We start from the raw sequence: 23638 nt of genomic DNA on the forward strand, positions 1-23638 counted from the left end.
TTACCCCAGGATCTCTTCGATCGTCTTGCCACGCTTAGCCGCGATCTCAGCCGGGGTGTTCACCGCCATCAGACCGTTGAGCGTTGCACGCACGACGTTGTAGGGATTGGTCGAACCGATGCACTTGCAGATGATGTCGGTAACGCCCATGACTTCGAACACCGCGCGCATCGGCCCGCCGGCGATGATGCCGGTACCGCCGGGCGCCGGCTGCATCAGCACCGACGCGGCACCGTGCTTGCCGACGACGGTGTGCTGCAGGGTGCCGTCCTTGAGCGAAACCTTGACCATCTTGCGACGCGCTTCGTCCATCGCCTTCTGGACAGCGACCGGAACTTCGCGGGACTTGCCCTTGCCCATCCCGATGCCACCGTCGCCATCGCCGACCACCGTCAGCGCCGCGAAACCGAGGATACGACCGCCCTTCACAACCTTGGTGACGCGGTTGATCGCCACCATCTTCTCGCGCAGGCCGTCGTCACGCTCCTCGGAGGCTTGTGCGCGCTTCGTTTGCTGCTTAGCCATTCGTATCCTCGCTTAGAACTTCAGGCCGCCTTCGCGGGCAGCCTCGGCCAGCGCCTTGACGCGACCGTGATACAGGAAGCCCGAGCGGTCGAACGCAACCGTCTCGATCCCGGCAGCCTTGGCGCGCTCGGCAATCAGCTTGCCGACCACTTCCGCTGCCTGCTTGTTGCCACCGTTCGCAACCTGGGACCGCACCGCGGATTCCACGGTGGAGGCCGCGGCGAGCACGCGCGAGCCGCAGCCCGAAATCACCTGGGCGTAGATGTGGCAATTGGTACGGAACACGGCGAGGCGCACCGCCTTGAGCTCCGCGAGCTTGGCGCGGGTTTTGCGCGCACGGCGAAGACGAGTTTCTTTCTTGTTCATGACGAACCGCCTTACTTCTTCTTGGTTTCCTTGAGCACCACCACTTCGTCCGAATAACGGACGCCCTTGCCCTTATAGGGTTCGGGAGCGCGGTAGGCCCGCACCTCAGCCGCGACCTGGCCGACCTGCTGCTTGTCGACACCCTTGATCACGATTTCGGTCTGGGAGGGAGTTTCCACCTTCACACCGGCAGGCATCTGATGCACGACCGGATGGGAGAAACCCAGCGAGAGATTCAGCTTGTCGCCCTGTGCCTGCGCACGATAGCCGACGCCAACGAGCAGGAGCTTGCGCTCGAAGCCCTTGGAAACACCGACAACCATGTTGTTCAGCAGCGCACGAACGGTACCGGACATGGCACGCGCATTCACCTGGCCGTCACGGGCCTTGCAAACCAGCGCTTCGCCATCTTGCTCCACGGTAACGGCGGGGTGCTGCGAGCGCACCAAGGTGCCCAACGGCCCCTTGATCGCGATTTCCGCCGCCGAGATCGACACCTCGACACCCTTCGGAATCACGACCGGATTCTTAGCTACACGAGACATGACTCCCCCTTAGGCAACGAGGCAGATGACTTCGCCACCGACGTGGCTGGCACGCGCGGCGCGGTCGGTCATCACACCCTTCGGCGTGGAAACGATCGCAACGCCGAGGCCGTTCATGACACGCGGCAGATCGTCGGTACCCTTATAGACGCGCAGACCAGGACGGCTGACGCGCTCGATACGCTCGATCACCGGACGGCCGGCGTAATACTTCAGCGCCACATCGAGAACGGCCTTGCCTTCGCCTTCGCGAACGGAAAAACCTTCGATGTAACCTTCGTCTTGCAGCACCTTCGCGATCGCAACCTTCACCTTGGAGGACGGCATCGTGACGCTCGCCTTCTGGGCCTGCTGGCCGTTGCGGATGCGCGTCAGCATGTCGGCGATAGGATCGGACATACTCATCTTCGAATTCTCCTTACCAGCTCGCCTTGGTCATGCCCGGCACTTCGCCGCGGAAAGCGATTTCGCGCAGCTTGTTACGACACAGACCGAACTTGCGGAAGACGCCACGAGGACGCCCGGTGAGACTGCAGCGATTGCGGCCGCGAGTCGGATTTGCATTGCGCGGGAGCTGCTGCAGCGCCAGGCGAGCAGCCATGCGCTCCTCTTCCGACAGCTTGGTATCCTTGACCTGGGCGACCAGGGCGGCACGCTTGGCAGCAAACTTCTCCACCAGCTTGCGACGCTTCTCTTCGCGATTGATCAGAGCGAGTTTCGCCATTTCAACCTCAATTCTTGAACGGGAACTTGAACGCCGCGAGCAGAGCACGAGCCTCGTCGTCGCTCTTCGCCGTCGTGGTAATGCTGATATTCATCCCGCGAAGCGCGTCGATCTTGTCGTACTCGATTTCGGGGAAAATGATCTGCTCCTTGACGCCCAGGTTGTAGTTACCCCGACCGTCGAAACCCTTCGCGGCGATACCGCGGAAGTCGCGCACACGCGGCAGCGCCACGGTCACGAGACGATCGAAGAACTCAAACATGCGCGGGCCGCGCAGCGTAACCATGCAGCCGATCGGATAGCCTTCACGGATCTTGAAGCCAGCGATGGACTTGCGCGCCTTCGTGGCAACCGGCTTCTGACCTGCGATCTTGGTCATGTCGCCAATCGCATTCTCCAGCACCTTCTTGTCACCGACAGCCTCACCGACACCCATATTGAGGGTGATCTTGGTGATGCGCGGCACTTCCATGACGGACTTGTAACCGAACTGCTTCAGCAGCTGCGGAACAACTTCGTCCTTGTAAAACTGTTGCAAGCGAGCCATTGCCACTCCTTAAGCGTCCACCAGCTCACCGTTCGACTTGAAGAAGCGCACCTTGCGACCATCTTCAAGCACCTTGATCCCGACGCGATCAGCCTTCTGCGCAGCGGGATTGAACAGCGCGACGTTAGAAACGTGGATCGGCATTTCCTTCTCGACAATGCCACCCACTTCACCCTTGAGCGGATTCGGACGAACGTGCTTCTTCACCCGATTCACACCCTCCACAACGACACGCTCGTCATCGACGCGGCGCAACACGGCACCCCGACGACCGCGATCCTTGCCGGCCAGGACAACAACCTCATCACCCTTGCGGATCTTGTTCATCAGTAAGACTCCTCAGAGCACTTCCGGCGCAAGCGACACGATCTTCATGAAGCGCTCGGAGCGCAGTTCGCGCGTCACCGGCCCAAAGATGCGCGTGCCGATCGGCTCGAGCTTGTTGTTCAGAAGCACCGCGGCGTTGTTATCGAACTTCACCAGCGAGCCGTCCGGACGACGAACACCCTTGGCAGTACGGACAACGACTGCGTTGTAGACGTCACCCTTCTTGACGCGACCACGCGGGGCGGCGTCTTTCACGGTGACCTTGATGATGTCGCCGATACTGGCGTACCGACGCTTGGAGCCGCCCAGCACCTTGATGCACATAACCGAACGCGCACCGGTGTTGTCAGCAACGTCCAACTTGGACTGCATTTGAATCATGGATATATCTCCAACTTATCCCGCTACGCGGTCAGTCTTGGAACCCGTCAGGGCGGAATGCCCCGAGCGAGCACCGGAGCAAAGATTTAAAAGTATAACAGCCTGGCACCGAGGCGCCAAGCTGTCTTTGCAGAATTTCTGCAGCCGCGGATCAGATGACCCGCGCCTTTTCCACTACTCGCGTCACGCGCCAGGTCTTGGTGCGCGAAATCGGACGGCACTCCTCGATCTCGACCAGATCGCCTTCGCCAGCACCGCCGTCTTCCACGTGGGCGTGGTACTTGGCGGAGCGGGTAATGATCTTGCCGTAAAGCGGGTGCTTGACACGACGCTCGACCAGCACGGTCACCGTCTTCTGCATCTTGTCGCTCACCACGCGCCCGATCAGGGCGCGGCGAACCTTTTCAACTTGCTCGCTCATTTCTGGCCCGCCTTTTCCCGAAGGAGGGTGCGCACCCGGGCGATGTCCCGGCGCACCTTGCCAATCTGACTGGTATTGCTCAGTTGCTGGGTAGCCAGTTGCATGCGCAGCGAAAACTGCGCCTTCAACAACTCAAGCAACTCTCCGTTCAATTCGTCCACGCTCTTGGCGCGAAGTTCACTCGCTTTCATGCTTACCCCACCTGACGAGTGACAAACACGGTCTCGAGCGGAAGCTTGGCGGCGGCAAGCCGGAAAGCTTCGCGGGCGAGCGCCTCGTCCACGCCGTCCATCTCGTAGAGCACCTTGCCGGGCTGGATCTCAGCGACCCAGTACTCGGGGTTACCCTTACCGTTACCCATCCGCACTTCCGCGGGCTTCTTCGAAATCGGCTTGTCCGGGAAAATCCGGATCCAGATCCGACCGCCACGCTTGATGTGGCGAGTCATCGCGCGACGCGCGGATTCAATCTGACGGGCAGTCAGACGACCGCGGGCAATCGCCTTCAGACCGAAATCACCGAAGCTGACCTTGGTGCCGCGCGTCGCCAGGCCGGTGTTGCGACCTTTCTGCTCCTTGCGGTATTTCCTTCTCGACGGCTGCAGCATCATTCACTCCTGCTATCTTCTTGCCGACCCTGGCCGTCACCGCGGCGAGCGGGACGACGACCCGGACGACCCTCGCCACCGTCGTTACGCGGCGCACCGCGACGACCGCGACGGTTGTCGGCTTCGGGTTCGGCAACGACCGGCTGCTCGTTGCGACCCAGCATTTCGCCCTTGAATACCCACACCTTGATGCCGATCACACCGTAGGTGGTCTGGGCTTCCGAGACACCGTAGTCGATGTTGGCGCGCAGCGTATGAAGCGGCACGCGACCCTCGCGGTACCACTCGGTACGGGCAATTTCCGCACCGTTCAGACGCCCGGAGCTCATGATCTTGATACCCTGCGCGCCCAGGCGCATGGCATTCTGCATCGCGCGCTTCATCGCACGACGGAACATGATCCGCTTTTCGAGTTGTTGCGCGATCGAGTCGGCAATCAGCTTGGCATCGATCTCGGGCTTGCGGACCTCTTCGATGTTCACGTGCACCGGCACGCCAACGATCTTCTGCAGGTCGCGCTTGAGCGCCTCGATGTCTTCGCCCTTCTTGCCGATCACGACGCCGGGACGCGCGCTGAACAGCGTGACGCGGGCGTTCTTCGCCGGACGCTCGATCACGACGCGACCGACGGAGGCGTGAGCAAGACGCTTCTTCAGGTAATCGCGGACCTTCAGGTCCTCGTGCAACATCTTGGAGAAGTCGCGGCTGGATGCGAACCAGCGCGAACCCCAATCACGCGTGACAGCGAGGCGGAAGCCAGTCGGATGGATTTTCTGACCCATATCTACTCCTTACTCGCCGACCGTCACGAAGACGTGGCAGGTGGGCTTGAGGATGCGGTTGCCACGACCCTTCGCACGCGCGGTGAAACGCTTGAGGGTAGTGCCCTCTTCCACGTAGATGGTCTTGACCTTCAGCGCGTCGATGTCGGCGCCGTCGTTGTGCTCGGCGTTCGCAATCGCAGACTCGACCACCTTGCGAATGATCTTCGCGCCCTTCTTGGGCGAGAAGGCCAGAATGTTCAGCGCCTGGTCGACCGACTTGCCGCGCACCAGGTCTGCAACCAGCCGACCCTTCTGAGCGGACAGGCGGACGCCACGGAGAATAGCTTTAGTTTCCATGATGTCGGCTTACCTCTTGGCCTTCTTGCTCGCCGCGTGACCCTTGAACGTACGGGTCAGGGCAAACTCGCCGAGCTTGTGACCGACCATGTTCTCGGACACGTACACCGGGATGTGCTGGCGGCCGTTGTGGACCGCAATCGTAAGACCCACGAAGTCCGGCAGGACCGTGGAGCGGCGCGACCAAGTCTTGATCGGACGCTTGTCGTTGCTCGCCCGCGCGGCGTCAACCTTCTTCAGAAGGTGCGCGTCGATAAACGGGCCTTTCTTGATAGAACGTGCCATCTGTTACCCCTTAACGCTTATGACGACGCTGCACGATCATGTTGTCGGTGCGCTTGTTGCGACGGGTGCGGTAACCCTTCGCCGGCGTACCCCACGGGCTCACCGGCACGCGACCCTCGCCGGTACGGCCTTCGCCGCCGCCGTGCGGGTGATCCACCGGGTTCATCGCGACACCGCGAACCGTCGGGCGGATACCGCGCCAGCGATTGGCGCCCGCCTTACCGATCTTGCGCAGACTGTGCTCTTCGTTGCCAACCTCGCCGATCGTCGCGCGACACTCGACGTGCACACGACGGATTTCGCCGGACCGCAGGCGCAACTGGGCGTAAGCGCCCTCGCGCGCAAGCAGCTGAACCGACGTACCCGCAGCGCGCGCAATCTGCGCACCCTTGCCGGGCATCATTTCGACGCAATGGATCGTCGAGCCGACCGGGATGTTGCGGATCGGCAGTGCGTTACCGGCCTTGATCGGCGCTTCGGCGCCGGACATCAGCTGCTGCCCGACCTCAACACCGCGCGGAGCGATGATGTAGCGACGCTCGCCGTCGGCGTAGCACAGCAGGGCGATGTTGGCCGAACGGTTCGGGTCGTACTCGATGCGCTCGACCTTCGCCGCGATGCCGTCCTTGTTGCGACGGAAATCGATGACGCGATAGTGCATCTTGTGACCACCGCCCTGGTGGCGAACAGTCACGCGCCCGCTGTTGTTCCGACCGGCCTTGCTGGTCTTCTTCTCAGTCAGTGCGTCGTGGGGACGACCCTTGTACAGATCAGGATTGACCACCTTGACCATGCCGCGACGGCCGGCCGAGGTAGGCTTCAGTTTTACCAGTGCCATGATCGATTACTCCCCAGCCACAAAGTTGATTTCCTGGCCGGGCTTGAGGCAGACGAAGGCCTTCTTCCAGTCCTTGCGGCGACCCATCATTTTGCCGAAACGCTTGGACTTGCCCTTGACGTTCGAGATCTGAACCGACTTGACCTCGACCTTGAAAAGCAGCTCGACGGCGGCCTTCACTTCAGGCTTGGTCGCGCTCGTGGCGACCTTGAAGACCACCTGCTCGTTCTTGTCGGCGACATAGGTCGCCTTCTCGGAGATCTGCGGGGCGAGCAGCACCTGCAGCAGACGTTCCTGGCTGATCGCGCTCATTGCCACGCTTCCTCCATCTTGGCCAGCGCACCCTTGGTGACCAGCACCTTCGGGAACCGCACCAGCGACACCGGATCAGTTTCGTGCACGTCGAGCACCAGCACCTTGTGCAGGTTGCGCGACGACAGGAACAGGTTCTCGTCGAGACCATCGGTGATCACGAGCACGGAATCCAGCCCCATACCCTTCAGCTTCTCGGCCAGCAGACGAGTCTTCGGCGCTTCGACGCTGAAGTTGTCGACCACGGCGAGACGGTCTTCGCGGGCGAGTTGCGACAGGATTGCGGCAACACCGGCGCGATACATCTTCCGATTCACCTTCTGCGAGAAGTTCTCGTCAGGGCTGTTCGGGAAGATCTTGCCGCCGCCACGCCACAGCGGGCTCGACGCCATACCGGCGCGCGCATTGCCGGTACCCTTCTGCCGGAACGGCTTGCGGGTCGACTTCGCGATCTCGGAACGCCCCTTCTGGGCGCGATTACCCGAGCGCGCGTTGGCGAGATAGGCAGTGACGACCTGGTGAACGAGCGCTTCGTTGTACTCGCGGGCGAACAGCACATCCGACGCATCGAGCGTCGAAGCAGGCTGGCCCTGTTCATTCAACAATTTGAGTTCCATTACGCCTCGCTCCCTTACGCCTTGATAGCCGGACGAACGACCACGTCGCCGCCCTTGGCACCCGGAACGGCACCCTTGACGAGAAGCAGCTGACGCTCGGCATCGACGCGCACGACCTCGAGCCCGAGCGTGGTGCGCTGAACCGCACCGTATTGACCAGCCATGCGCTTACCCGGGAAGACGCGACCCGGATCCTGCGCCATACCGATCGAACCCGGCGAGTTATGCGACACGGAGTTACCGTGGGAGGCGCGGTTCGAGGAGAAGTTGTGACGCTTGATCGGACCGGAGAAACCCTTACCGATCGACACACCGGTCACATCGACCTTCTGCCCAACCGAGAAAATTTCGACGCTGACTTGATCGCCCGCCTTCAGACTCGCGAGGCCTTCCGGCTCCACGCGAAACTCCTTCAGCACGCGGCTGGGCTCGACGCCCGCCTTGGCGAGATGACCAGCGATCGGCTTCACGACGCGACTTGCGCGGCGCTTGCCAAAGGCGACCTGAACCGCGGAATAACCATCGGCTTCAGGCGTCTTGATCTGGGTCACTTTGTTATCGGACACGTCAAGCACCGTCACGGGGATGGAACGCCCATCATCCGCAAAGATGCGAGTCATGCCGACCTTGCGACCAACAAGGCCTAGACTCATTTTTTTCTCCTGAGTCCCGGTTGCGATTGACCGGGGGTAACACAAATTAATGCGCCAATAGGCACAAAGGCCGGATTATACCGGCCTTTTCACCTTCACTGCAAGAGGAGAAGCTTACTGCAGCTTGATCTCGACGTCCACGCCCGCCGGCAGATCGAGCTTCATCAGCGCATCGACGGTCTTGTCCGTCGGGTCGATGATGTCCATCAGACGCTGATGGGTGCGAATCTCCATCTGGTCGCGCGAAGTCTTGTTGACGTGCGGCGAACGCAGCAGGTTGAAGCGCTCGATACGAGTCGGCAGCGGCACCGGCCCACGAACCACGGCGCCGGTGCGCTTGGCGGTATCGACGATCTCCAGCGCGGACTGGTCGATCAGGCGATAGTCGAAAGCCTTCAGGCGGATACGGATCTTCTGGTTTTGCATGAGGAAATTCCCAAAGAGCGAGAGGGCGGGCCACGATGGCCCGCCCCTGAAACGATATTACTCGATGATCTTGGCAACGACGCCGGCGCCGACGGTACGACCGCCTTCACGGATGGCGAAACGCAGGCCTTCTTCCATGGCGATCGGGGCGATCAGCTTCACGGTGATCGACACGTTGTCGCCCGGCATGACCATCTCGGTGCCTTCGGGCAGCGAGATCGAACCGGTCACGTCGGTGGTACGGAAGTAGAACTGCGGACGGTAGTTGTTGAAGAACGGGGTGTGACGACCGCCCTCTTCCTTCGACAGCACGTAGATTTCGCCGGTGAAGTGGGTGTGCGGGGTGATCGAACCCGGCTTGCACAGCACCTGGCCACGCTCGACGTCTTCACGCTTGGTGCCGCGCAGCAGCACGCCGACGTTGTCGCCCGCCTGACCCTGGTCCAGCAGCTTGCGGAACATTTCCACGCCGGTGCAGGTGGTCTTGACGGTGGGCTTGATGCCGACGATTTCGATTTCTTCGCCAACCTTCACGATGCCGCGCTCGACACGACCGGTCACCACGGTACCGCGGCCGGAGATCGAGAACACGTCTTCGATCGGCAGCAGGAAGGGCTTGTCGATCGCACGCTCCGGGGTCGGGATGTAGCTGTCCAGCGCGTCGGCCAGGCGGAAGATCGCCGGCTCGCCGATGTCGGACTGGTCGCCTTCGAGCGCCTTCAGCGCCGAACCCTTGACGATGGGAATGTCATCGCCCGGGAAGTCGTACTTGGAGAGCAGTTCGCGCACTTCCATTTCGACCAGCTCGAGCAGCTCTTCGTCGTCGACCATGTCGCACTTGTTCAGGAAGACGATGATGTACGGCACACCGACCTGACGCGCCAGCAGGATGTGCTCGCGGGTCTGCGGCATCGGGCCGTCCGCGGCCGAACACACCAGGATCGCGCCGTCCATCTGCGCAGCGCCGGTGATCATGTTCTTGACGTAGTCAGCGTGGCCCGGGCAATCGACGTGGGCGTAGTGACGGGTCGCGGTTTCGTACTCGACGTGCGCGGTGTTGATGGTGATGCCACGCGCCTTTTCTTCCGGCGCCGCGTCGATCTGGTCGTAGGCCTTCGCTTCACCGCCGAACTTCTTCGACAGAATCGTGGTGATCGCCGCCGTCAGCGTCGTCTTGCCGTGGTCAACGTGACCGATCGTACCAACGTTTACGTGCGGTTTCGTCCGCTCGAACTTACCCTTAGCCATTGCTTGTCCTCGTGAGGTTTCGGTTGATTACTTGCGATTGCTGATCACCGCCTCCGCGACGCTCTTCGGCGCTTCGGAGTAGTGCTTGAATTCCATGGAGTAGGTGGCGCGGCCCTGAGTCAGCGAACGCAGCTGGGTCGCGTAGCCGAACATCTCGGCCAGCGGAACCTCGGCCTTGATCTCCTTCATGCCGCCAGGCAGATCGTCCATGCCCTGGACAATGCCCCGACGACCGGACAGGTCGCCCATCACGTTGCCCATGTAATCTTCCGGCGTCTCGACCACCACCGCCATCATCGGCTCGAGCAGGATCGGATTGGCCTTGCGCATCGCGTCCTTGAAGGCCATCGAAGCAGCCATCTTGAACGCGTTTTCATTCGAATCGACGTCGTGGTAGGAGCCGTCGAACAGCGTGACCTTGACGTCAACCACCGGGAAGCCGGCCAGAACGCCATTAGGCAGCGTTTCCTGCAGACCCTTGTCGACCGCCGGGATGTACTCGCGCGGCACCACGCCACCCTTGATCGCGTCGACGAACTCGTAGCCCTTGCCGGTTTCGTTCGGCTCCAGCTTGATCCAGACGTGACCGTACTGACCGCGGCCGCCGGACTGCTTGACGAACTTGCCTTCCTGTTCGACCGCCTTGCGGATCGCCTCGCGGTACGCAACCTGCGGCGCACCCACGTTGGCTTCGACGTTGAACTCGCGCTTCATGCGGTCAACGATGATCTCGAGGTGCAGCTCACCCATACCGGAAATGATGGTCTGGCCAGACTCTTCGTCCGTGCGCACACGGAAGGACGGATCCTCCGCAGCCAGGCGGCCCAGCGCGATACCCATCTTTTCCTGGTCGCCCTTGGTCTTCGGCTCGACAGCGACGTGGATCACCGGATCCGGGAACACCATGCGCTCCAGGATGATCGGCGCCGACGGATCGCACAGCGTCTCGCCGGTGGTCACTTCCTTCAGACCCACGCACGCAGCGATGTCGCCAGCGAGCACTTCCTTGATTTCCTCGCGCTCGTTCGCGTGCATCTGCAGGATGCGGCCGATGCGCTCCTTCTTGTTCTTGACCGAGTTCAGCACGGTCTCACCGGAATTCAGCACGCCGGAATAGACGCGAACGAAGGTCAGCTGGCCGACGAACGGGTCGGTCATCAGCTTGAACGCGAGCGCAGCAAACTTTTCCTTGTCATCCGCCTTGCGGGTGACTTCCTTCTCGTTGTCGTCCACACCGGCAACAGGCGGGATATCGACCGGCGACGGCAGGAACTCGATGACCGCGTCGAGCATGCGCTGCACGCCCTTGTTCTTGAAGGCGGTACCGCACAGCATCGGCTGGATTTCACACGCGATCGTACGGGTGCGCAGACCGAGCTTGATCTTCTCTTCGGACAGATCGCCGTTCTCGAGATACTCGTTCATCAGGTCTTCGTTGGCCTCGGCGGCCGCTTCAACCATCTGCTCGCGCCAGGTTTCGGCATCGCCCTGGAGTTCGGCCGGGATGTCCTGATACTCGAACTTCATGCCCTGGGAGGCTTCGTCCCAGATGATCGCCTTCATCTTGATCAGATCGACGACACCCTTGAAGCCTTCTTCCGCGCCGATCGGCAGCACGATAGGCACCGGGTTGGCCTTCAGACGCATCTTCATCTGGTCGACGACCTTGTAGAAGTTGGCGCCCGAGCGGTCCATCTTGTTGACGAACGCGAGACGCGGCACCTTGTACTTGGTCGCCTGGCGCCACACGGTCTCCGACTGGGGCTGCACGCCACCGACGGCGCAATACACCATGCAGGCGCCGTCGAGCACGCGCATGGAACGCTCGACTTCGATGGTGAAGTCGACGTGCCCCGGGGTGTCGATGATGTTGAAGCGATGCTCGGGGAAGTTCAGATCCATGCCCTTCCAGAAGCAGGTCGTCGCCGCGGACGTGATCGTGATCCCGCGCTCCTGCTCCTGCGCCATCCAGTCCATGGTTGCGGCGCCGTCATGCACTTCACCGATCTTGTGGTTCACACCGGTGTAGTAAAGGATCCGCTCGGTGGTAGTCGTCTTGCCGGCGTCGATGTGAGCGGAAATACCGATATTGCGGTAGCGCTCAATAGGAGTCTTGCGAGCCACGATGTTATTCCTGCCTTCCGGTAATCGCGTTGAAAAGCGCGATGATCTGATTGTTGCGTTACAAAACAATCGAGCCCTTCACAGGGCCCGAATTACCGCCGACCGTACAGATCAGAAGCGGTAGTGCGAGAACGCCTTGTTGGCTTCGGCCATCCGGTGCACTTCTTCGCGCTTCTTCATCGCGGCGCCGCGGCCTTCCGCCGCCTCGAGCAGCTCGCCAGCGAGGCGCTGAGCCATCGACTTTTCGGCACGCTTGCGCGCAGCTTCGCGCAACCAGCGCATCGACAGCGCCATGCGGCGCGACGGACGCACTTCGACCGGAACCTGGTAGTTGGCACCACCGACGCGGCGGCTCTTCACTTCAACAACCGGCTTCACGTTGGCAACGGCGGCCGCGAACACTTCGAGCGGATCCTTGCTCGCCTTCGCGGTGATGTGATCGAACGCGCCGTAGACGATGCGCTCCGCAACCGACTTCTTGCCGGACTGCATGATCACGTTGATGAACTTGGAAACATCCTGGGAAGCGAACTTCGGATCCGGGAGAACTTCACGCTTCGGTACTTCACGACGACGCGGCATGACAACCTCTCAATAATTTTCGTGTGCCGACAATCAGGCTTTCTTCGGACGCTTGGCGCCGTACTTCGAGCGCGACTGCTTCCGGTCCTTGACGCCTTGAAGGTCAAGGGAACCACGCACGATGTGATAACGCACACCAGGCAAGTCCTTCACACGGCCGCCGCGGATCAGGACAACCGAGTGCTCCTGCAGGTTGTGACCTTCGCCGCCGATGTAGGAGATGACCTCGAAACCATTGGTCAGACGAACCTTCGCAACCTTACGCAGCGCGGAGTTCGGCTTCTTCGGGGTCGTGGTATAGACACGGGTGCAGACGCCGCGCTTCTGCGGGCAGGCTTCGAGAGCAGGAACCTTGCTCTTGACGACGTCCATCTGACGCGGCTTGCGGACAAGCTGATTGATTGTTGGCATAGCTTAAGAATTTCCCAAAAAACCGAGGCAGCCCACCACGGGCCGCCTCGGGCGGATTATTCCGGCTGCGACTGACTACGATTGGTCAGTCCACAAAAAGAGGCCGGATTTTATTCCGATTATCCCGCCGGAGTCAACTCGCGGAAATGTCGTGCTGCTCCTCGGCGGGCGTTTCGATCGGCGCCCACGCGTGCTCGATGCCGAGGTCCTCTCCGGCCGACTGCGAGCGACGGCTGCGGTGGTAGGCCAGGCCGGTACCGGCGGGGATCAGGCGACCGACGATGACGTTCTCCTTCAGGCCACGCAGTTCGTCGCGCTTGCCCATGATCGCCGCTTCGGTCAGCACGCGGGTGGTTTCCTGGAACGAGGCCGCCGAGATGAACGAGTCGGTGGACAGCGACGCCTTGGTAATACCCAGCAGCACGTTTTCGTACTGCGCCGGCAGCTTGCCTTCCGCCTCGATGCGATCGTTCTCGTCCAGCACTTCCGAGCGCTCGACCTGCTCCTCGCGGATGAACTTGGTATCGCCCGGATCGGTGATGACGACGCGACGCAGCATCTGGCGGACGATCACCTCGATGTGCTTGTCGTTGATCTTCACGCCTTGCAGACGATAGACGTCCTGCACCTCGTCGATGATGTAGCGCGCAAGTTCGTTGATGCCCTGCAGACGCAGGATGTCGTGCGGATCCGCCGGACCGTCGACGATCAGCTCACCCTTGTTCACCACCTGGCCGTCGTGGACCATCAGGTGCTTGTCCTTCGGGATCAGGAACTCATGCACCGTGCCGTCCGGCTCGGTGATCACGAGACGCTGCTTGCCCTTGGTGTCCTTGCCGAACGAAACCGTACCGGTGTACTCGGCCAGCAGGCCGGCGTCCTTCGGCGAACGCGCTTCGAACAGTTCCGCCACACGCGGCAGACCGCCGGTAATGTCGCGCGTCTTCGCCGATTCCTGCGGGATACGGGCCAGGATGTCGCCGACGCTGACCTGCTGGCCGTCCTTCACGGTGATCAGCGAGCCGACCTGGAAGGTGATCGCGACCGCGTGGTCGGTGCCGGCGATCCGCACCTCTTCGCCGTTCTCGTCCAGCAGCTTCACCTGCGGACGCACGCCCTTGGCGGCGCCGGAGCTGGAGCGACGCTTCGAATCGATGACCACGAGCGTCGACAGGCCGGTGACCTCGTCGATCTGCTTCGCAACCGTCACGCCTTCTTCGACGTTCTCGAACTTCACCGTACCGGAGTACTCGGTGACGATCGGGCGGGTGTGCGGATCCCACGACGCCAGTTGGGCGCCTGCCTTGACCTGGGCGCCGTCATCGACCAGCAGCATCGCGCCGTACGGCAGCTTGTGACGCTCACGCTCGCGGCCCATGTCGTCGGCCACCACCACTTCGGCGGAACGTGCAATGACGACCTTCTCGCCCTTGGCGTTGGCCACGTAGCGCATGTTGCCGGCGAAGCGGATCGTACCGCTCGACTTGGCTTCGACACCGCTCGCCGCAGCCGCCCGGGAGGCCGCGCCACCGACGTGGAAGGTACGCATGGTCAGCTGCGTGCCCGGCTCGCCGATCGACTGCGCCGCGATGACGCCGACGGCCTCGCCGGCATTGACCATCGCGCCGCGGCCGAGGTCGCGGCCATAGCACTTGGCGCACAGGCCGTAGCGCGTTTCGCAGGTCAGCGGGGTGCGGACCTTGACCTCATCGACGCCGAGGCTTTCGATCAGGTCGACCATGTCCTCGTCGAGCAGGGTGCCGGCCTCGATGGCGGTTTCCTGGGTATCCGGATTGACCACGTCCTCGGCGCAGACGCGGCCGAGGATGCGTTCGCGCAGCGGTTCGACCACTTCACCGCCCTCGATCAGGGCCTTCATGTTGAAGCCTTCGCGCGTGCCGCAATCGTCTTCGATGACGACCAGATCCTGCGTCACGTCGACCAGACGGCGGGTGAGGTAGCCGGAGTTCGCGGTCTTCAGCGCGGTATCCGCCAGACCCTTACGGGCGCCGTGGGTCGAGATGAAGTACTGCAGAACGTTCAGGCCTTCGCGGAAGTTGGTCGTGATCGGCGTCTCGATGATCGAGCCGTCCGGTTTCGCCATCAGGCCGCGCATGCCGGCCAGCTGACGGATCTGCGCCGCCGAACCACGGGCCCCGGAGTCGGCCATCATGTAGATGGAGTTGAACGCTTCCTGCTTAACGGTATTGCCGTTGCGGTCGACCACCGGCTCCTGGCCGAGCTGCTCCATCATCGCCTTGGCCACCTGGTCGCCGCAGCGCCCCCAGATATCCACGACCTTGTTGTAGCGCTCGCCGTCGGTCACCAGACCCGACGTGTACTGCTGTGCGATTTCCTTGACTTCGGCTTCGGCGGCGCGGATCAGGTCTTCCTTCAGATCCGGCACCAGCATGTCCTTGACCGCGATCGAGATACCGGCGCGGGTCGCGAGACGGTAGCCGTATTGCATCAGCTGATCGGCGAAGATCACCGTCGCGCGCAGGCCGCAGCGGCGGAACGACGCGTTGATCAGCTTCGAGATTTCCTTCTTCTTCAGCGGCTTGTCGATCACGCTGAAAGGCAGGCCTGCCGGCAGGATCTCCGACAGGATGGCACGGCCGGCGGTGGTGTTGTGACGCACCACGCGCTCGATGCGCTCCCCCTCCGGACCGCGGTCGAACTCCTTCAGACGCACCGTCACGCGGGCGTGCAGCGAGATCTGACCCGACTCGTAGGCGCGCTTCACTTCACCCACGTCGGTAAACAGCATGCCTTCGCCCGGCACGTTCACGCCTTCGCGGGTCGCGTAGTACAGGCCGAGCACGATGTCCTGCGACGGAACGATGATCGGGTCGCCGTTGGCGGGCGACAGCACGTTGTTGGAGGCCAGCATCAGCGTGCGCGCTTCCATTTGCGCTTCCAGCGACAGCGGCACGTGGACGGCCATCTGGTCACCGTCGAAGTCGGCGTTGAACGCCACGCAGACCAGCGGATGCAGCTGGATCGCCTTGCCTTCGATCAGCACCGGCTCAAAAGCCTGGATGCCGAGACGGTGCAGCGTGGGCGCGCGGTTCAGCATCACCGGGTGTTCGCGGATGACATCTTCGAGGATGTCCCACACCACCGGCTCCTGCGACTCCACCATCTTCTTGGCCTGCTTGATGGTCGTCGCCAGCCCCATCAGTTCGAGCTTGTTGAAGATGAAGGGCTTGAACAGCTCGAGCGCCATCAGCTTGGGCAGACCGCACTGGTGCAGCTTGAGCTGCGGGCCCACGGTAATCACGGAACGACCGGAGTAGTCCACCCGCTTGCCGAGCAGGTTCTGGCGGAAGCGGCCGCCCTTGCCCTTGATCATGTCGGCCAGCGACTTCAGCGGACGCTTGTTGGCACCGGTCATCGCCTTGCCGCGGCGGCCGTTGTCGAGCAGGGAGTCCACCGACTCCTGCAGCATGCGCTTTTCGTTGCGGACGATGATGTCCGGCGCCTTCAGTTCGAGCAGGCGCTTCAGGCGGTTGTTGCGGTTGATGACGCGGCGGTAGAGGTCGTTCAGGTCGGACGTCGCGAAGCGGCCACCATCCAGCGGCACCAGCGGGCGCAGATCCGGCGGCAGCACCGGCAGCACTTCCAGGATCATCCATTCCGGCTTGATGCCGGATTGCTGGAAGGCCTCAAGCACCTTCAGGCGCTTGGAGAACTTCTTGATCTTGGCTTCGGAACCGGTCGTCTCCAGGTCGGAACGCAGGCGTTCGATCTCCTGGTTCACGTCGAGCGTGCGCAGCAGCTCGCGGATGCCCTCGGCACCCATCACGGCGTCGAAGTCGTCGCCGTATTCCTCGACCTTGGCGAGGTAGTCGTCTTCGGTGAGCAGCTGGGCGCGGTTGAGCGGGGTCATGCCCGGCTCAACCACGACGAAGGCTTCGAAGTACAGCACGCGCTCGATGTCGCGCAGGGTCATGTCGAGCACCATGCCGAGGCGGCTCGGCAGGCTCTTCAGGAACCAGATGTGGGCAACCGGGCTGGCCAGTTCGATGTGACCCATGCGCTCGCGGCGCACCTTGGAGAGGGTCACCTCGACGCCGCACTTCTCGCAGATCACACCACGGTGCTTGAGGCGCTTGTACTTGCCGCACAGGCACTCGTAGTCCTTCACCGGGCCGAAAATCTTGGCGCAGAACAGGCCGTCGCGTTCCGGCTTGAAGGTACGGTAGTTGATGGTCTCGGGCTTCTTCACCTCACCGTAGGACCACGAGCGGATCTTATCCGGCGACGCGAGACCGATGGTGATCGCGTCGAACTCTTCCTCGTTCGGCAGGGTTTGCTTGAACAGGTCAGCGAGCAGGCTCTTCATGTATCACTCCATCCGGGACGCGGCGGCGAAGCCGCGTCCCCGGGATTCAATCGCAGGCAGGTTTGGCTTCCGGGTCACTCGCGGTCGAGATCGATGTCGATCGCGAGCGAGCGGATTTCCTTCACCAGCACGTTGAAGGACTCCGGCATGCCGGAATCGATCTTGTGTTCGCCCTTGACGATGTTTTCGTACACCTTGGTCCGGCCGGTCACGTCGTCGGACTTCACCGTCAGCATTTCCTGCAGCGTGTAAGCCGCGCCGTAGGCTTCCAGTGCCCAGACTTCCATTTCCCCGAAACGCTGGCCGCCGAACTGCGCCTTGCCACCCAGCGGCTGTTGGGTAACCAGCGAGTACGGGCCGGTCGAGCGGGCGTGCATCTTGTCATCGACCAGGTGGTGCAGCTTAAGCACGTGCTTGTAGCCCACCGTCACCTTGCGCTCGAAGGCCTCGCCGGTGCGACCGTCGAACAGCGTGACCTGACCGCCCACCGGCAGTCCGGCCAGTTCGAGCATCTTGGCGATCTCCTCTTCCTTCGCGCCGTCGAACACCGGGGTTGCGAACGGCACGCCCTTCTTCAGGTTAGTAGCCAGTTCGATCACGTCGCCGTCGGTAAATTCGCTGAAATCCTCCGGCTTGCCGCTGCCGTTGTAGATTTCCTCGAGCAGGCCGCGCACTTCGCCCGCCGCCGCGTTGGCGCGCAGGAGGCGATCGATCTTCTGGCCCAGGCCCTTCGCCGCCCAGCCGAGGTGGGTTTCGAGAATCTGACCGATGTTCATCCGCGAGGGCACGCCGAGCGGGTTGAGCACGATATCGACCGGGGTGCCGTCTTCCATGTAAGGCATGTCTTCGACCGGAACGATCTTGGACACCACACCCTTGTTACCGTGACGGCCGGCCATCTTGTCGCCCGGCTGCAGACGACGCTTCACCGCCAGATAGACCTTGACCATCTTCTGCACGCCCGGGGGCAGTTCGTCGCCCTGGGTGAGCTTCTTCTTCTTGATCTCGAAGGCCTGCTCGAAGTCCTTGCGCGTCTTCTCCAGACCTTCGCGCACCGCTTCGAGCTGGATCGCCAGCTCTTCATCCGCCATGCGGATGTCGAACCAGTGATAGAACTCGAGGGTTTCCAGGTACTCGGCGGTGATCGCCGCGCCCTTGGCCAGCTTTTTGGGACCGCCGTTGGCCTTCTGGCCAACGATCATGCGCTGGATACGGGCGAACGCGTCGCGCTCGACGATGCGCATCTGGTCGGCGAGGTCCGTCTTGAAGCTGCGCAGCTGGTCGTCGATGATCGACTGCGCGCGCTTGTCGCGTTCGATGCCTTCACGGGTGAAGACCTGGACGTCGATCACGGTGCCGGTCATGCCGGACGGCACGCGCAGCGAGGTGTCCTTCACGTCCGACGCCTTCTCGCCGAAGATCGCGCGCAGCAGCTTTTCTTCCGGCGTCAGCTGGGTCTCGCCCTTCGGCGTGACCTTGCCGACCAGCACGTCGCCGGCTTCGACTTCGGCACCGATGTAGACGATGCCGGATTCGTCCAGGCGCGACAGCTGGGCTTCGCCCAACGACGCGATGTCGCGGGTGATTTCCTCGGGCCCGAGCTTGGTGTCGCGTGCGACCACGGTGAGTTCTTCGACGTGGATCGAGGTGAAACGATCATCCGCCACCACGCGCTCGGAGATCAGGATCGAGTCTTCGAAGTTGTAGCCGTTCCACGGCATGAACGCGACCAGCATGTTCTGGCCGAGGGCAAGTTCGCCGAGGTCGGTCGAAGCGCCGTCTGCGATCACGTCACCCTTGGCGATCAGATCGCCCACCCGCACCACCGGACGCTGGTTGATGTTGGTGTTCTGGTTGGAGCGGGTGTACTTGATCATGTTGTAGATGTCGACACCGACTTCGCCCGCGAGGGCTTCGTTGTCGTTCACCCGCACCACAACGCGCTGCGCATCCACGTAGTCCACCACACCGCCCCGCATCGCCTGCACCGCGGTGCCGGAGTCGACCGCGACCGTGCGTTCGATACCGGTACCGACCAGCGGCTTTTCGGGACGCAGGCAGGGCACCGCCTGACGCTGCATGTTGGCGCCCATCAGCGCGCGGTTCGCATCGTCGTGTTCCAGGAACGGAATCAGCGAGGCGGCAACCGACACGATCTGGCCCGGCGCCACGTCCATGTACTGGACCTGATCGGCGGTCGCCAGCATGAACTCACCCTTGTGGCGGCACGAAACCAGGTCGCCTTCAAGCGCGCCGTCGCCGCCGATTTCCGCGTTCGCCTGGGCGATCACGTACTGGCCTTCTTCGATCGCGGAGAGGAAGTCGATCTGGTCCGTGACCTTGCCGTCGGTCACCTTGCGGTACGGCGTCTCGAGGAAGCCGTGGCGGTTGGTGCGGGCATACACCGCGAGCGAGTTGATCAGACCGATGTTCGGACCTTCCGGGGTCTCGATCGGGCACACGCGGCCGTAGTGGGTCGGATGCACGTCGCGCACTTCGAAGCCGGCACGCTCACGCGTCAGACCGCCCGGGCCGAGCGCCGAGACGCGGCGCTTGTGGGTGATCTCGGACAGCGGATTGGTCTGGTCCATGAACTGGGAGAGCTGGCTCGAGCCGAAGAACTCCTTGATCGCGGCCGAGATCGGCTTGGCGTTGATCAGGTCATGGGGCATCAGGTTGTCGGATTCAGCCTGCGACAGGCGTTCCTTGACCGCACGCTCGACGCGCACCAGACCGGCCCGGAACTGGTTCTCGGCGAGTTCGCCAACCGAACGCACACGACGGTTGCCGAGGTGGTCGATATCGTCGATCTCACCGCGCCCGTTGCGCAGCTCGACCAGCACGCCGATCACCGCGAGGATGTCCTCGTTGGCGAGCACGCCTTCGCCTTCCTCGCCATGCGGACCGACCTTGTCGTAGAAGCGCTTGAGCCAGCCCGGCGCCTTGTCGTCGATCTTCTCAGGATAGGCGCGACGGTTGAACTTCATGCGGCCAACGGTGGAGAGGTCGTAACGCTCCGGCGCGTAGAACAGGCCCTGGAACAGCGCTTCGACCGCCTCCTCGGTGGGCGGCTCGCCCGGACGCATCATGCGGTAGATCGCGACGCGCGCCGCCCACTGGTCGGCGGTTTCGTCGATACGCAGCGTGGACGAGATGTAGGCGCCGCGATCGAGGTCGTTCACATACAGCGTCACCAGATCGCGGACACCCGCGTCGCGCAGCTTGCCGAGCAGGTCCTCGGTGATCTCCTCGTTGGCGCGGGCCAGCAGTTCGCCGGTTTCGGGGTCGACGACGTTACGGGCGATGATGCGGCCCAGGACGAAGTCATCCGGAACGCCGATCATCTTGATGCCGGCCTGATCGAGTTCGCGGATGTGCTTGGCGGTGATGCGCTTGTCGCGGGCAACGATGACCTTGCCCGTGGGGTCGACGATATCGAAGCGCGCAACCTCACCACGCAGGCGATCCGGCACCAGTTCGAACTGGGCACCCTCGGCGGACAGGTGGAAGGCATCGAAGTCGTGGAAGGTTTCGAGGATCTCTTCCGGCGTCATGCCGATTGCGCGCAGCAGGATGGTGACCGGCATCTTGCGCCGACGGTCGACGCGGAAATACAGGTAGTCCTTGGGATCGAACTCGAAATCGAGCCACGAACCGCGGTAGGGGATGATGCGCGCCGAGAACAGCAGCTTGCCCGACGAATGCGTCTTGCCGCGGTCGTGCTCGAAGAACACGCCGGGCGAACGGTGCAGCTGGGACACGATGACACGCTCGGTCCCGTTGATCACGAAGGATCCGGTGGTGGTCATGAGCGGGATTTCGCCCATGTACACCTCCTGCTCCTTGACTTCCTTGATCGTCTCCTTCGGCGCCTCGCGATCCATGATCACCAGCCGCACGCGGGCGCGCAGCGGCGAAGCAAACGTCAGACCGCGCTGTTGGCATTCCTTCACGTCAAAGGCCGGCTCGCCCAGCATGTACTGGACGAACTCGAGCCGGGCGTTGCCGCTGTGGCTCGAAATCGGAAAGATCGAGGTGAACGCTGCCTGCAGGCCCTGGTTGAAACGCGACTCCGGCGGAGTCTCGGCTTGCAGGAAGGAGGCAAACGACTCAATCTGGGTGGCGAGCAGGAAAGGCGCATCAAGCACGGCCGCGCGCTTGGCGAAGCTCTTGCGGATACGCTTCTTTTCGGTGTAGGAATACGCCATGAATGCTCCGGCTAGTAGGTCGAACTAGGGGTCGAACGTCGGGAAGACAGAACGAAGGGCCTCGGATGACGAAAGGCGCTCGGTTCTGGCTTCACGCTTGATACAAAGCACGAAAGGGCTGGCGCTCGTGAGAGCGCCAGCCCTGCGGCGAAAGCGAGAATTACTTGATCTCGACCTTGGCGCCAGCGTCTTCCAGTTGCTTCTTCAGCGCTTCGGCGTCGGCCTTGGCGATGCCTTCCTTCACAGCCTTCGGGGCGCCGTCGACGACGTCCTTCGCTTCCTTCAGGCCCAGGCCGGTAGCGGCACGGACGACCTTGATGACTTCGACCTTCTTCTCGCCGGCGGCGGTCAGGATCACGTCGAACTCGGTCTTCTCTTCGGCAGCCGGAGCAGCAGCGCCGCCGGCACCCGGAGCAGCCACGGCCAGCGCGGCAGCGGACACACCGAACTTCTCTTCGAACGCCTTCACCAGGTCGTTCAGTTCCATCACAGTCATCGAGCCAACGGCTTCGAGGATATCGTCTTTGCTGATAGCCATATCAAATCACTCCAAAATCGAACGTATTCTGAAAACGGTAGTAGCGGAAGCTCAGGCAGCCGCGCCTTCTTCCTCGCGCTTCTTGGCGAGGGCGGCGAGCGCACCGGCGAAGCCGGAGACCGGCGCCTGCATGACGCCCAGCAGCTTGGCGAGCAGTTCCTCGCGGCTCGGGATCGAAGCCAGCGCCTGCACACCGGCCTTGTCGAGCACGTTGCCCGCATAGGAACCGGCCTTCAGCACCAGCTTGTCGTTACCCTTGGCGAAGTCGTTGAGCACCTTGGCCGCGGCGACGGGATCCTCGGAGATGCCGTAGATCAGCGGACCGGTCAATTGGTCGGCCAAGCCGGCAAACGGGGTTTCCGCGATCGCACGACGCACCAGGGTGTTCTTCAGCACACGCAGGTACACGCCAGATTCGCGGGCCTTGGCACGCAGCGCAGTGAGATCGCCCACTGCAATGCCGCGATACTCGGCCACCGCGATGGTCTGGGCGTTGGCAACCTGTGCCGACACCTCTGCCACTACGGCTTTCTTGTCATCGAGATTGAGACCCACGGGTCTTTCCTCCTTTCAAGTCCACACGCGAGATGCCGATTGGCACCTCACACCCACGGCGACCTGGATCAGGAGTGCGGTCTGGAGGACCAAAATCCTGTTCTGGGCTCACCGTCTGCGCAGGCCTTCCTCACGGACGCTTAAACGGATGCTCGACCATCCGCACCTGCGGTCTTTGACGATCCGCCCCTGCAGCGAGAGCCGCAGGGACGTCCCAAAGTTCCTGCTTTGCGTTAAGCCGAAGCGGTGGTCGGCTCGACGCGGACGCCCGCGCCCATCGTGCTGGAGACCGCGACGCGGCGCAGATAGACGCCCTTCGCGGCGGCCGGACGGGCCTTGACCAGCGCTTCGATAAACGCATTCAAGTTCTGTTGCAGCGCTTCGACACCGAACGAGGCGCGACCGATGGTGGCGTGCACCAGGCCGCCCTTGTCGGTGCGGTACTGGACCTGACCGGCCTTGGCGTTCTTCACCGCGGTGGTCACGTCCATCGTGACGGTACCGACCTTCGGGTTCGGCATCAGGCCGCGCGGACCGAGGATCTGGCCGAGCTGACCGACAACGCGCATGGCGTCCGGAGTGGCGATGCAGAGGTCGAAGTCGATGGTGCCGCCCTTGACCTGCTCGGCGAGATCGTCAAAACCGACCACATCGGCACCCGCGGCGCGGGCCGCCTCGGCCTTGTCGCCCTGGGCGAACACCGCCACGCGAACGGTCTTGCCGGTGCCGGCGGGCAGCACGACGGAGCCGCGGACCACCTGATCGGACTTACGCGCGTCGACGCCGAGATTCACGGCGACGTCGATGGATTCGTCAAACTTGGCAGTGGCGCATTCCTTCACCAGCGCCAGCGCTTCCGCGACCGGGTAGATGCGGTTGCGGTCGACCTTGGCGCGGAGCGCCTGAACACGCTTGGAAATCTTGGCCAT

The 23638-nt window shown here is 62.5% G+C and carries 28 protein-coding genes; all 28 read right to left on the reverse strand.

The window, feature by feature from the left end:
• The 28 genes from rpsE to rplA all read right to left on the reverse strand — a co-directional run bounded on the left by rpsE (nucleotide 1) and on the right by rplA (nucleotide 23638).
• Nucleotides 1-525, reverse strand: coding sequence for a 30S ribosomal protein S5 (gene rpsE / locus dqs_RS17445; RefSeq protein WP_011767123.1), 525 nt, complete (start codon nucleotides 523-525; stop codon nucleotides 1-3).
• Between the two features lie 12 nt (nucleotides 526-537).
• On the reverse strand, nucleotides 538-891 hold the full coding sequence (gene rplR / locus dqs_RS17450; protein ID WP_011767124.1) for a 50S ribosomal protein L18: 354 nt from the start codon (nucleotides 889-891) through the stop codon (nucleotides 538-540).
• 11 nt (nucleotides 892-902) lie between these two features.
• Nucleotides 903-1436: a 50S ribosomal protein L6 gene (gene rplF / locus dqs_RS17455; protein ID WP_065341276.1), complete on the reverse strand. Its 534-nt coding sequence runs from the start codon at nucleotides 1434-1436 to the stop codon at nucleotides 903-905.
• 9 nt (nucleotides 1437-1445) lie between these two features.
• Nucleotides 1446-1841 (reverse strand): 30S ribosomal protein S8, encoded by a 396-nt coding sequence (gene rpsH / locus dqs_RS17460; protein ID WP_011767126.1) that lies wholly within the window; start codon nucleotides 1839-1841, stop codon nucleotides 1446-1448.
• A 13-nt stretch (nucleotides 1842-1854) separates the two neighbouring features.
• Nucleotides 1855-2160 (reverse strand): 30S ribosomal protein S14, encoded by a 306-nt coding sequence (rpsN, locus tag dqs_RS17465; protein WP_011767127.1) that lies wholly within the window; start codon nucleotides 2158-2160, stop codon nucleotides 1855-1857.
• A 7-nt stretch (nucleotides 2161-2167) separates the two neighbouring features.
• Nucleotides 2168-2707 (reverse strand): 50S ribosomal protein L5, encoded by a 540-nt coding sequence (gene rplE, locus dqs_RS17470; protein WP_011767128.1) that lies wholly within the window; start codon nucleotides 2705-2707, stop codon nucleotides 2168-2170.
• 9 nt (nucleotides 2708-2716) lie between these two features.
• Nucleotides 2717-3034, reverse strand: a complete 318-nt coding sequence (gene rplX / locus dqs_RS17475; RefSeq protein ID WP_011767129.1) for a 50S ribosomal protein L24 — start codon at nucleotides 3032-3034, stop codon at nucleotides 2717-2719.
• Nucleotides 3035-3046: 12 nt separating this feature from the next.
• Nucleotides 3047-3415, reverse strand: a complete 369-nt coding sequence (gene rplN / locus dqs_RS17480; protein WP_011767130.1) for a 50S ribosomal protein L14 — start codon at nucleotides 3413-3415, stop codon at nucleotides 3047-3049.
• Between the two features lie 151 nt (nucleotides 3416-3566).
• Nucleotides 3567-3836, reverse strand: a complete 270-nt coding sequence (rpsQ, locus tag dqs_RS17485) for a 30S ribosomal protein S17 (protein ID WP_011767131.1) — start codon at nucleotides 3834-3836, stop codon at nucleotides 3567-3569.
• Nucleotides 3833-4027 carry a 50S ribosomal protein L29 gene (gene rpmC, locus dqs_RS17490; protein WP_011767132.1) on the reverse strand — a complete coding sequence of 65 codons (195 nt, stop codon included), beginning with the start codon at nucleotides 4025-4027 and terminating at the stop codon, nucleotides 3833-3835. Before rpmC ends, rpsQ begins: the two co-directional genes overlap by 4 nt.
• A gap of 2 nt (nucleotides 4028-4029) precedes the next feature.
• A complete protein-coding gene (gene rplP, locus dqs_RS17495) occupies nucleotides 4030-4443 on the reverse strand; it encodes a 50S ribosomal protein L16 (protein ID WP_011767133.1) in 414 nt (137 codons plus the stop codon).
• A complete protein-coding gene (rpsC, locus tag dqs_RS17500; RefSeq protein ID WP_011767134.1) occupies nucleotides 4443-5225 on the reverse strand; it encodes a 30S ribosomal protein S3 in 783 nt (260 codons plus the stop codon). The genes rplP and rpsC overlap by 1 nt, the downstream gene beginning before the upstream one ends.
• A 9-nt stretch (nucleotides 5226-5234) precedes the next feature.
• Nucleotides 5235-5564: a 50S ribosomal protein L22 gene (rplV, locus tag dqs_RS17505; RefSeq protein WP_011767135.1), complete on the reverse strand. Its 330-nt coding sequence runs from the start codon at nucleotides 5562-5564 to the stop codon at nucleotides 5235-5237.
• A gap of 9 nt (nucleotides 5565-5573) precedes the next feature.
• Nucleotides 5574-5849 (reverse strand): 30S ribosomal protein S19, encoded by a 276-nt coding sequence (rpsS, locus tag dqs_RS17510; RefSeq protein ID WP_011767136.1) that lies wholly within the window; start codon nucleotides 5847-5849, stop codon nucleotides 5574-5576.
• Between the two features lie 10 nt (nucleotides 5850-5859).
• Nucleotides 5860-6687, reverse strand: a complete 828-nt coding sequence (rplB, locus tag dqs_RS17515) for a 50S ribosomal protein L2 (protein WP_011767137.1) — start codon at nucleotides 6685-6687, stop codon at nucleotides 5860-5862.
• Between the two features lie 6 nt (nucleotides 6688-6693).
• Nucleotides 6694-6999 (reverse strand): 50S ribosomal protein L23, encoded by a 306-nt coding sequence (gene rplW, locus dqs_RS17520; RefSeq protein WP_011767138.1) that lies wholly within the window; start codon nucleotides 6997-6999, stop codon nucleotides 6694-6696.
• The gene (gene rplD / locus dqs_RS17525; protein ID WP_011767139.1) at nucleotides 6996-7616 is read right to left on the reverse strand and encodes a 50S ribosomal protein L4; all 621 of its coding nucleotides are present in this window, start codon (nucleotides 7614-7616) and stop codon (nucleotides 6996-6998) included. The genes rplW and rplD overlap by 4 nt, the downstream gene beginning before the upstream one ends.
• Before the next feature lie 14 nt (nucleotides 7617-7630).
• Complete coding sequence (gene rplC, locus dqs_RS17530) at nucleotides 7631-8269, reverse strand: 50S ribosomal protein L3 (protein WP_011767140.1); 639 nt, start codon at nucleotides 8267-8269, stop codon at nucleotides 7631-7633.
• Between the two features lie 114 nt (nucleotides 8270-8383).
• The gene (gene rpsJ / locus dqs_RS17535) at nucleotides 8384-8695 is read right to left on the reverse strand and encodes a 30S ribosomal protein S10 (RefSeq protein WP_011767141.1); all 312 of its coding nucleotides are present in this window, start codon (nucleotides 8693-8695) and stop codon (nucleotides 8384-8386) included.
• Between the two features lie 57 nt (nucleotides 8696-8752).
• The gene (tuf, locus tag dqs_RS17540) at nucleotides 8753-9943 is read right to left on the reverse strand and encodes an elongation factor Tu (RefSeq protein ID WP_011767142.1); all 1191 of its coding nucleotides are present in this window, start codon (nucleotides 9941-9943) and stop codon (nucleotides 8753-8755) included.
• A gap of 27 nt (nucleotides 9944-9970) precedes the next feature.
• Nucleotides 9971-12067 (reverse strand): elongation factor G, encoded by a 2097-nt coding sequence (gene fusA / locus dqs_RS17545; protein WP_011767143.1) that lies wholly within the window; start codon nucleotides 12065-12067, stop codon nucleotides 9971-9973.
• A gap of 111 nt (nucleotides 12068-12178) precedes the next feature.
• Nucleotides 12179-12649: a 30S ribosomal protein S7 gene (rpsG, locus tag dqs_RS17550; RefSeq protein WP_011767144.1), complete on the reverse strand. Its 471-nt coding sequence runs from the start codon at nucleotides 12647-12649 to the stop codon at nucleotides 12179-12181.
• A 33-nt stretch (nucleotides 12650-12682) separates the two neighbouring features.
• Nucleotides 12683-13060: a 30S ribosomal protein S12 gene (gene rpsL, locus dqs_RS17555; RefSeq protein WP_011767145.1), complete on the reverse strand. Its 378-nt coding sequence runs from the start codon at nucleotides 13058-13060 to the stop codon at nucleotides 12683-12685.
• Nucleotides 13061-13193: 133 nt separating this feature from the next.
• Entirely contained in the window at nucleotides 13194-17408 is a 4215-nt protein-coding gene (rpoC, locus tag dqs_RS17560; protein ID WP_011767146.1) for a DNA-directed RNA polymerase subunit beta', read from the reverse strand.
• A 74-nt stretch (nucleotides 17409-17482) separates the two neighbouring features.
• Nucleotides 17483-21616, reverse strand: a complete 4134-nt coding sequence (gene rpoB, locus dqs_RS17565) for a DNA-directed RNA polymerase subunit beta (protein WP_065341277.1) — start codon at nucleotides 21614-21616, stop codon at nucleotides 17483-17485.
• A gap of 160 nt (nucleotides 21617-21776) precedes the next feature.
• Nucleotides 21777-22154, reverse strand: coding sequence for a 50S ribosomal protein L7/L12 (gene rplL, locus dqs_RS17570; protein ID WP_011767148.1), 378 nt, complete (start codon nucleotides 22152-22154; stop codon nucleotides 21777-21779).
• 51 nt (nucleotides 22155-22205) lie between these two features.
• Entirely contained in the window at nucleotides 22206-22709 is a 504-nt protein-coding gene (gene rplJ, locus dqs_RS17575; protein WP_011767149.1) for a 50S ribosomal protein L10, read from the reverse strand.
• A gap of 233 nt (nucleotides 22710-22942) precedes the next feature.
• Entirely contained in the window at nucleotides 22943-23638 is a 696-nt protein-coding gene (gene rplA, locus dqs_RS17580; RefSeq protein ID WP_011767150.1) for a 50S ribosomal protein L1, read from the reverse strand.

The sequence above is a fragment of the Azoarcus olearius genome (assembly GCF_001682385.1).
GTDB lineage: Bacteria > Pseudomonadota > Gammaproteobacteria > Burkholderiales > Rhodocyclaceae > Azoarcus > Azoarcus olearius.

What these genes read in the sequence shown, in the direction of transcription:
- rplV (WP_011767135.1), bottom strand. Translation starts at nt 5,564, where the DNA reads ATGGAAACTAAAGCTATTCTCCGTGGCGTCCGCCTGTCCGCTCAGAAG.
- rpsL (WP_011767145.1), bottom strand. Translation starts at nt 13,060, where the DNA reads ATGCCAACAATCAATCAGCTTGTCCGCAAGCCGCGTCAGATGGACGTC.
- rpsS (WP_011767136.1), bottom strand. Translation starts at nt 5,849, where the DNA reads ATGGCACGTTCTATCAAGAAAGGCCCGTTTATCGACGCGCACCTTCTG.
- rpsJ (WP_011767141.1), bottom strand. Translation starts at nt 8,695, where the DNA reads ATGCAAAACCAGAAGATCCGTATCCGCCTGAAGGCTTTCGACTATCGC.
- rplN (WP_011767130.1), bottom strand. Translation starts at nt 3,415, where the DNA reads ATGATTCAAATGCAGTCCAAGTTGGACGTTGCTGACAACACCGGTGCG.
- rpsG (WP_011767144.1), bottom strand. Translation starts at nt 12,649, where the DNA reads ATGCCGCGTCGTCGTGAAGTACCGAAGCGTGAAGTTCTCCCGGATCCG.
- rpsE (WP_011767123.1), bottom strand. Translation starts at nt 525, where the DNA reads ATGGCTAAGCAGCAAACGAAGCGCGCACAAGCCTCCGAGGAGCGTGAC.
- rpoB (WP_065341277.1), bottom strand. Translation starts at nt 21,616, where the DNA reads ATGGCGTATTCCTACACCGAAAAGAAGCGTATCCGCAAGAGCTTCGCC.
- rpmC (WP_011767132.1), bottom strand. Translation starts at nt 4,027, where the DNA reads ATGAAAGCGAGTGAACTTCGCGCCAAGAGCGTGGACGAATTGAACGGA.
- rplA (WP_011767150.1), bottom strand. Translation starts at nt 23,638, where the DNA reads ATGGCCAAGATTTCCAAGCGTGTTCAGGCGCTCCGCGCCAAGGTCGAC.
- rplX (WP_011767129.1), bottom strand. Translation starts at nt 3,034, where the DNA reads ATGAACAAGATCCGCAAGGGTGATGAGGTTGTTGTCCTGGCCGGCAAG.
- rpsQ (WP_011767131.1), bottom strand. Translation starts at nt 3,836, where the DNA reads ATGAGCGAGCAAGTTGAAAAGGTTCGCCGCGCCCTGATCGGGCGCGTG.
- tuf (WP_011767142.1), bottom strand. Translation starts at nt 9,943, where the DNA reads ATGGCTAAGGGTAAGTTCGAGCGGACGAAACCGCACGTAAACGTTGGT.
- rplB (WP_011767137.1), bottom strand. Translation starts at nt 6,687, where the DNA reads ATGGCACTGGTAAAACTGAAGCCTACCTCGGCCGGCCGTCGCGGCATG.
- rpoC (WP_011767146.1), bottom strand. Translation starts at nt 17,408, where the DNA reads ATGAAGAGCCTGCTCGCTGACCTGTTCAAGCAAACCCTGCCGAACGAG.
- rplW (WP_011767138.1), bottom strand. Translation starts at nt 6,999, where the DNA reads ATGAGCGCGATCAGCCAGGAACGTCTGCTGCAGGTGCTGCTCGCCCCG.
- rpsN (WP_011767127.1), bottom strand. Translation starts at nt 2,160, where the DNA reads ATGGCGAAACTCGCTCTGATCAATCGCGAAGAGAAGCGTCGCAAGCTG.
- rpsC (WP_011767134.1), bottom strand. Translation starts at nt 5,225, where the DNA reads ATGGGTCAGAAAATCCATCCGACTGGCTTCCGCCTCGCTGTCACGCGT.
- rplE (WP_011767128.1), bottom strand. Translation starts at nt 2,707, where the DNA reads ATGGCTCGCTTGCAACAGTTTTACAAGGACGAAGTTGTTCCGCAGCTG.
- rplL (WP_011767148.1), bottom strand. Translation starts at nt 22,154, where the DNA reads ATGGCTATCAGCAAAGACGATATCCTCGAAGCCGTTGGCTCGATGACT.
- rpsH (WP_011767126.1), bottom strand. Translation starts at nt 1,841, where the DNA reads ATGAGTATGTCCGATCCTATCGCCGACATGCTGACGCGCATCCGCAAC.
- rplP (WP_011767133.1), bottom strand. Translation starts at nt 4,443, where the DNA reads ATGCTGCAGCCGTCGAGAAGGAAATACCGCAAGGAGCAGAAAGGTCGC.
- rplC (WP_011767140.1), bottom strand. Translation starts at nt 8,269, where the DNA reads ATGAGTCTAGGCCTTGTTGGTCGCAAGGTCGGCATGACTCGCATCTTT.
- rplF (WP_065341276.1), bottom strand. Translation starts at nt 1,436, where the DNA reads ATGTCTCGTGTAGCTAAGAATCCGGTCGTGATTCCGAAGGGTGTCGAG.
- rplD (WP_011767139.1), bottom strand. Translation starts at nt 7,616, where the DNA reads ATGGAACTCAAATTGTTGAATGAACAGGGCCAGCCTGCTTCGACGCTC.
- rplR (WP_011767124.1), bottom strand. Translation starts at nt 891, where the DNA reads ATGAACAAGAAAGAAACTCGTCTTCGCCGTGCGCGCAAAACCCGCGCC.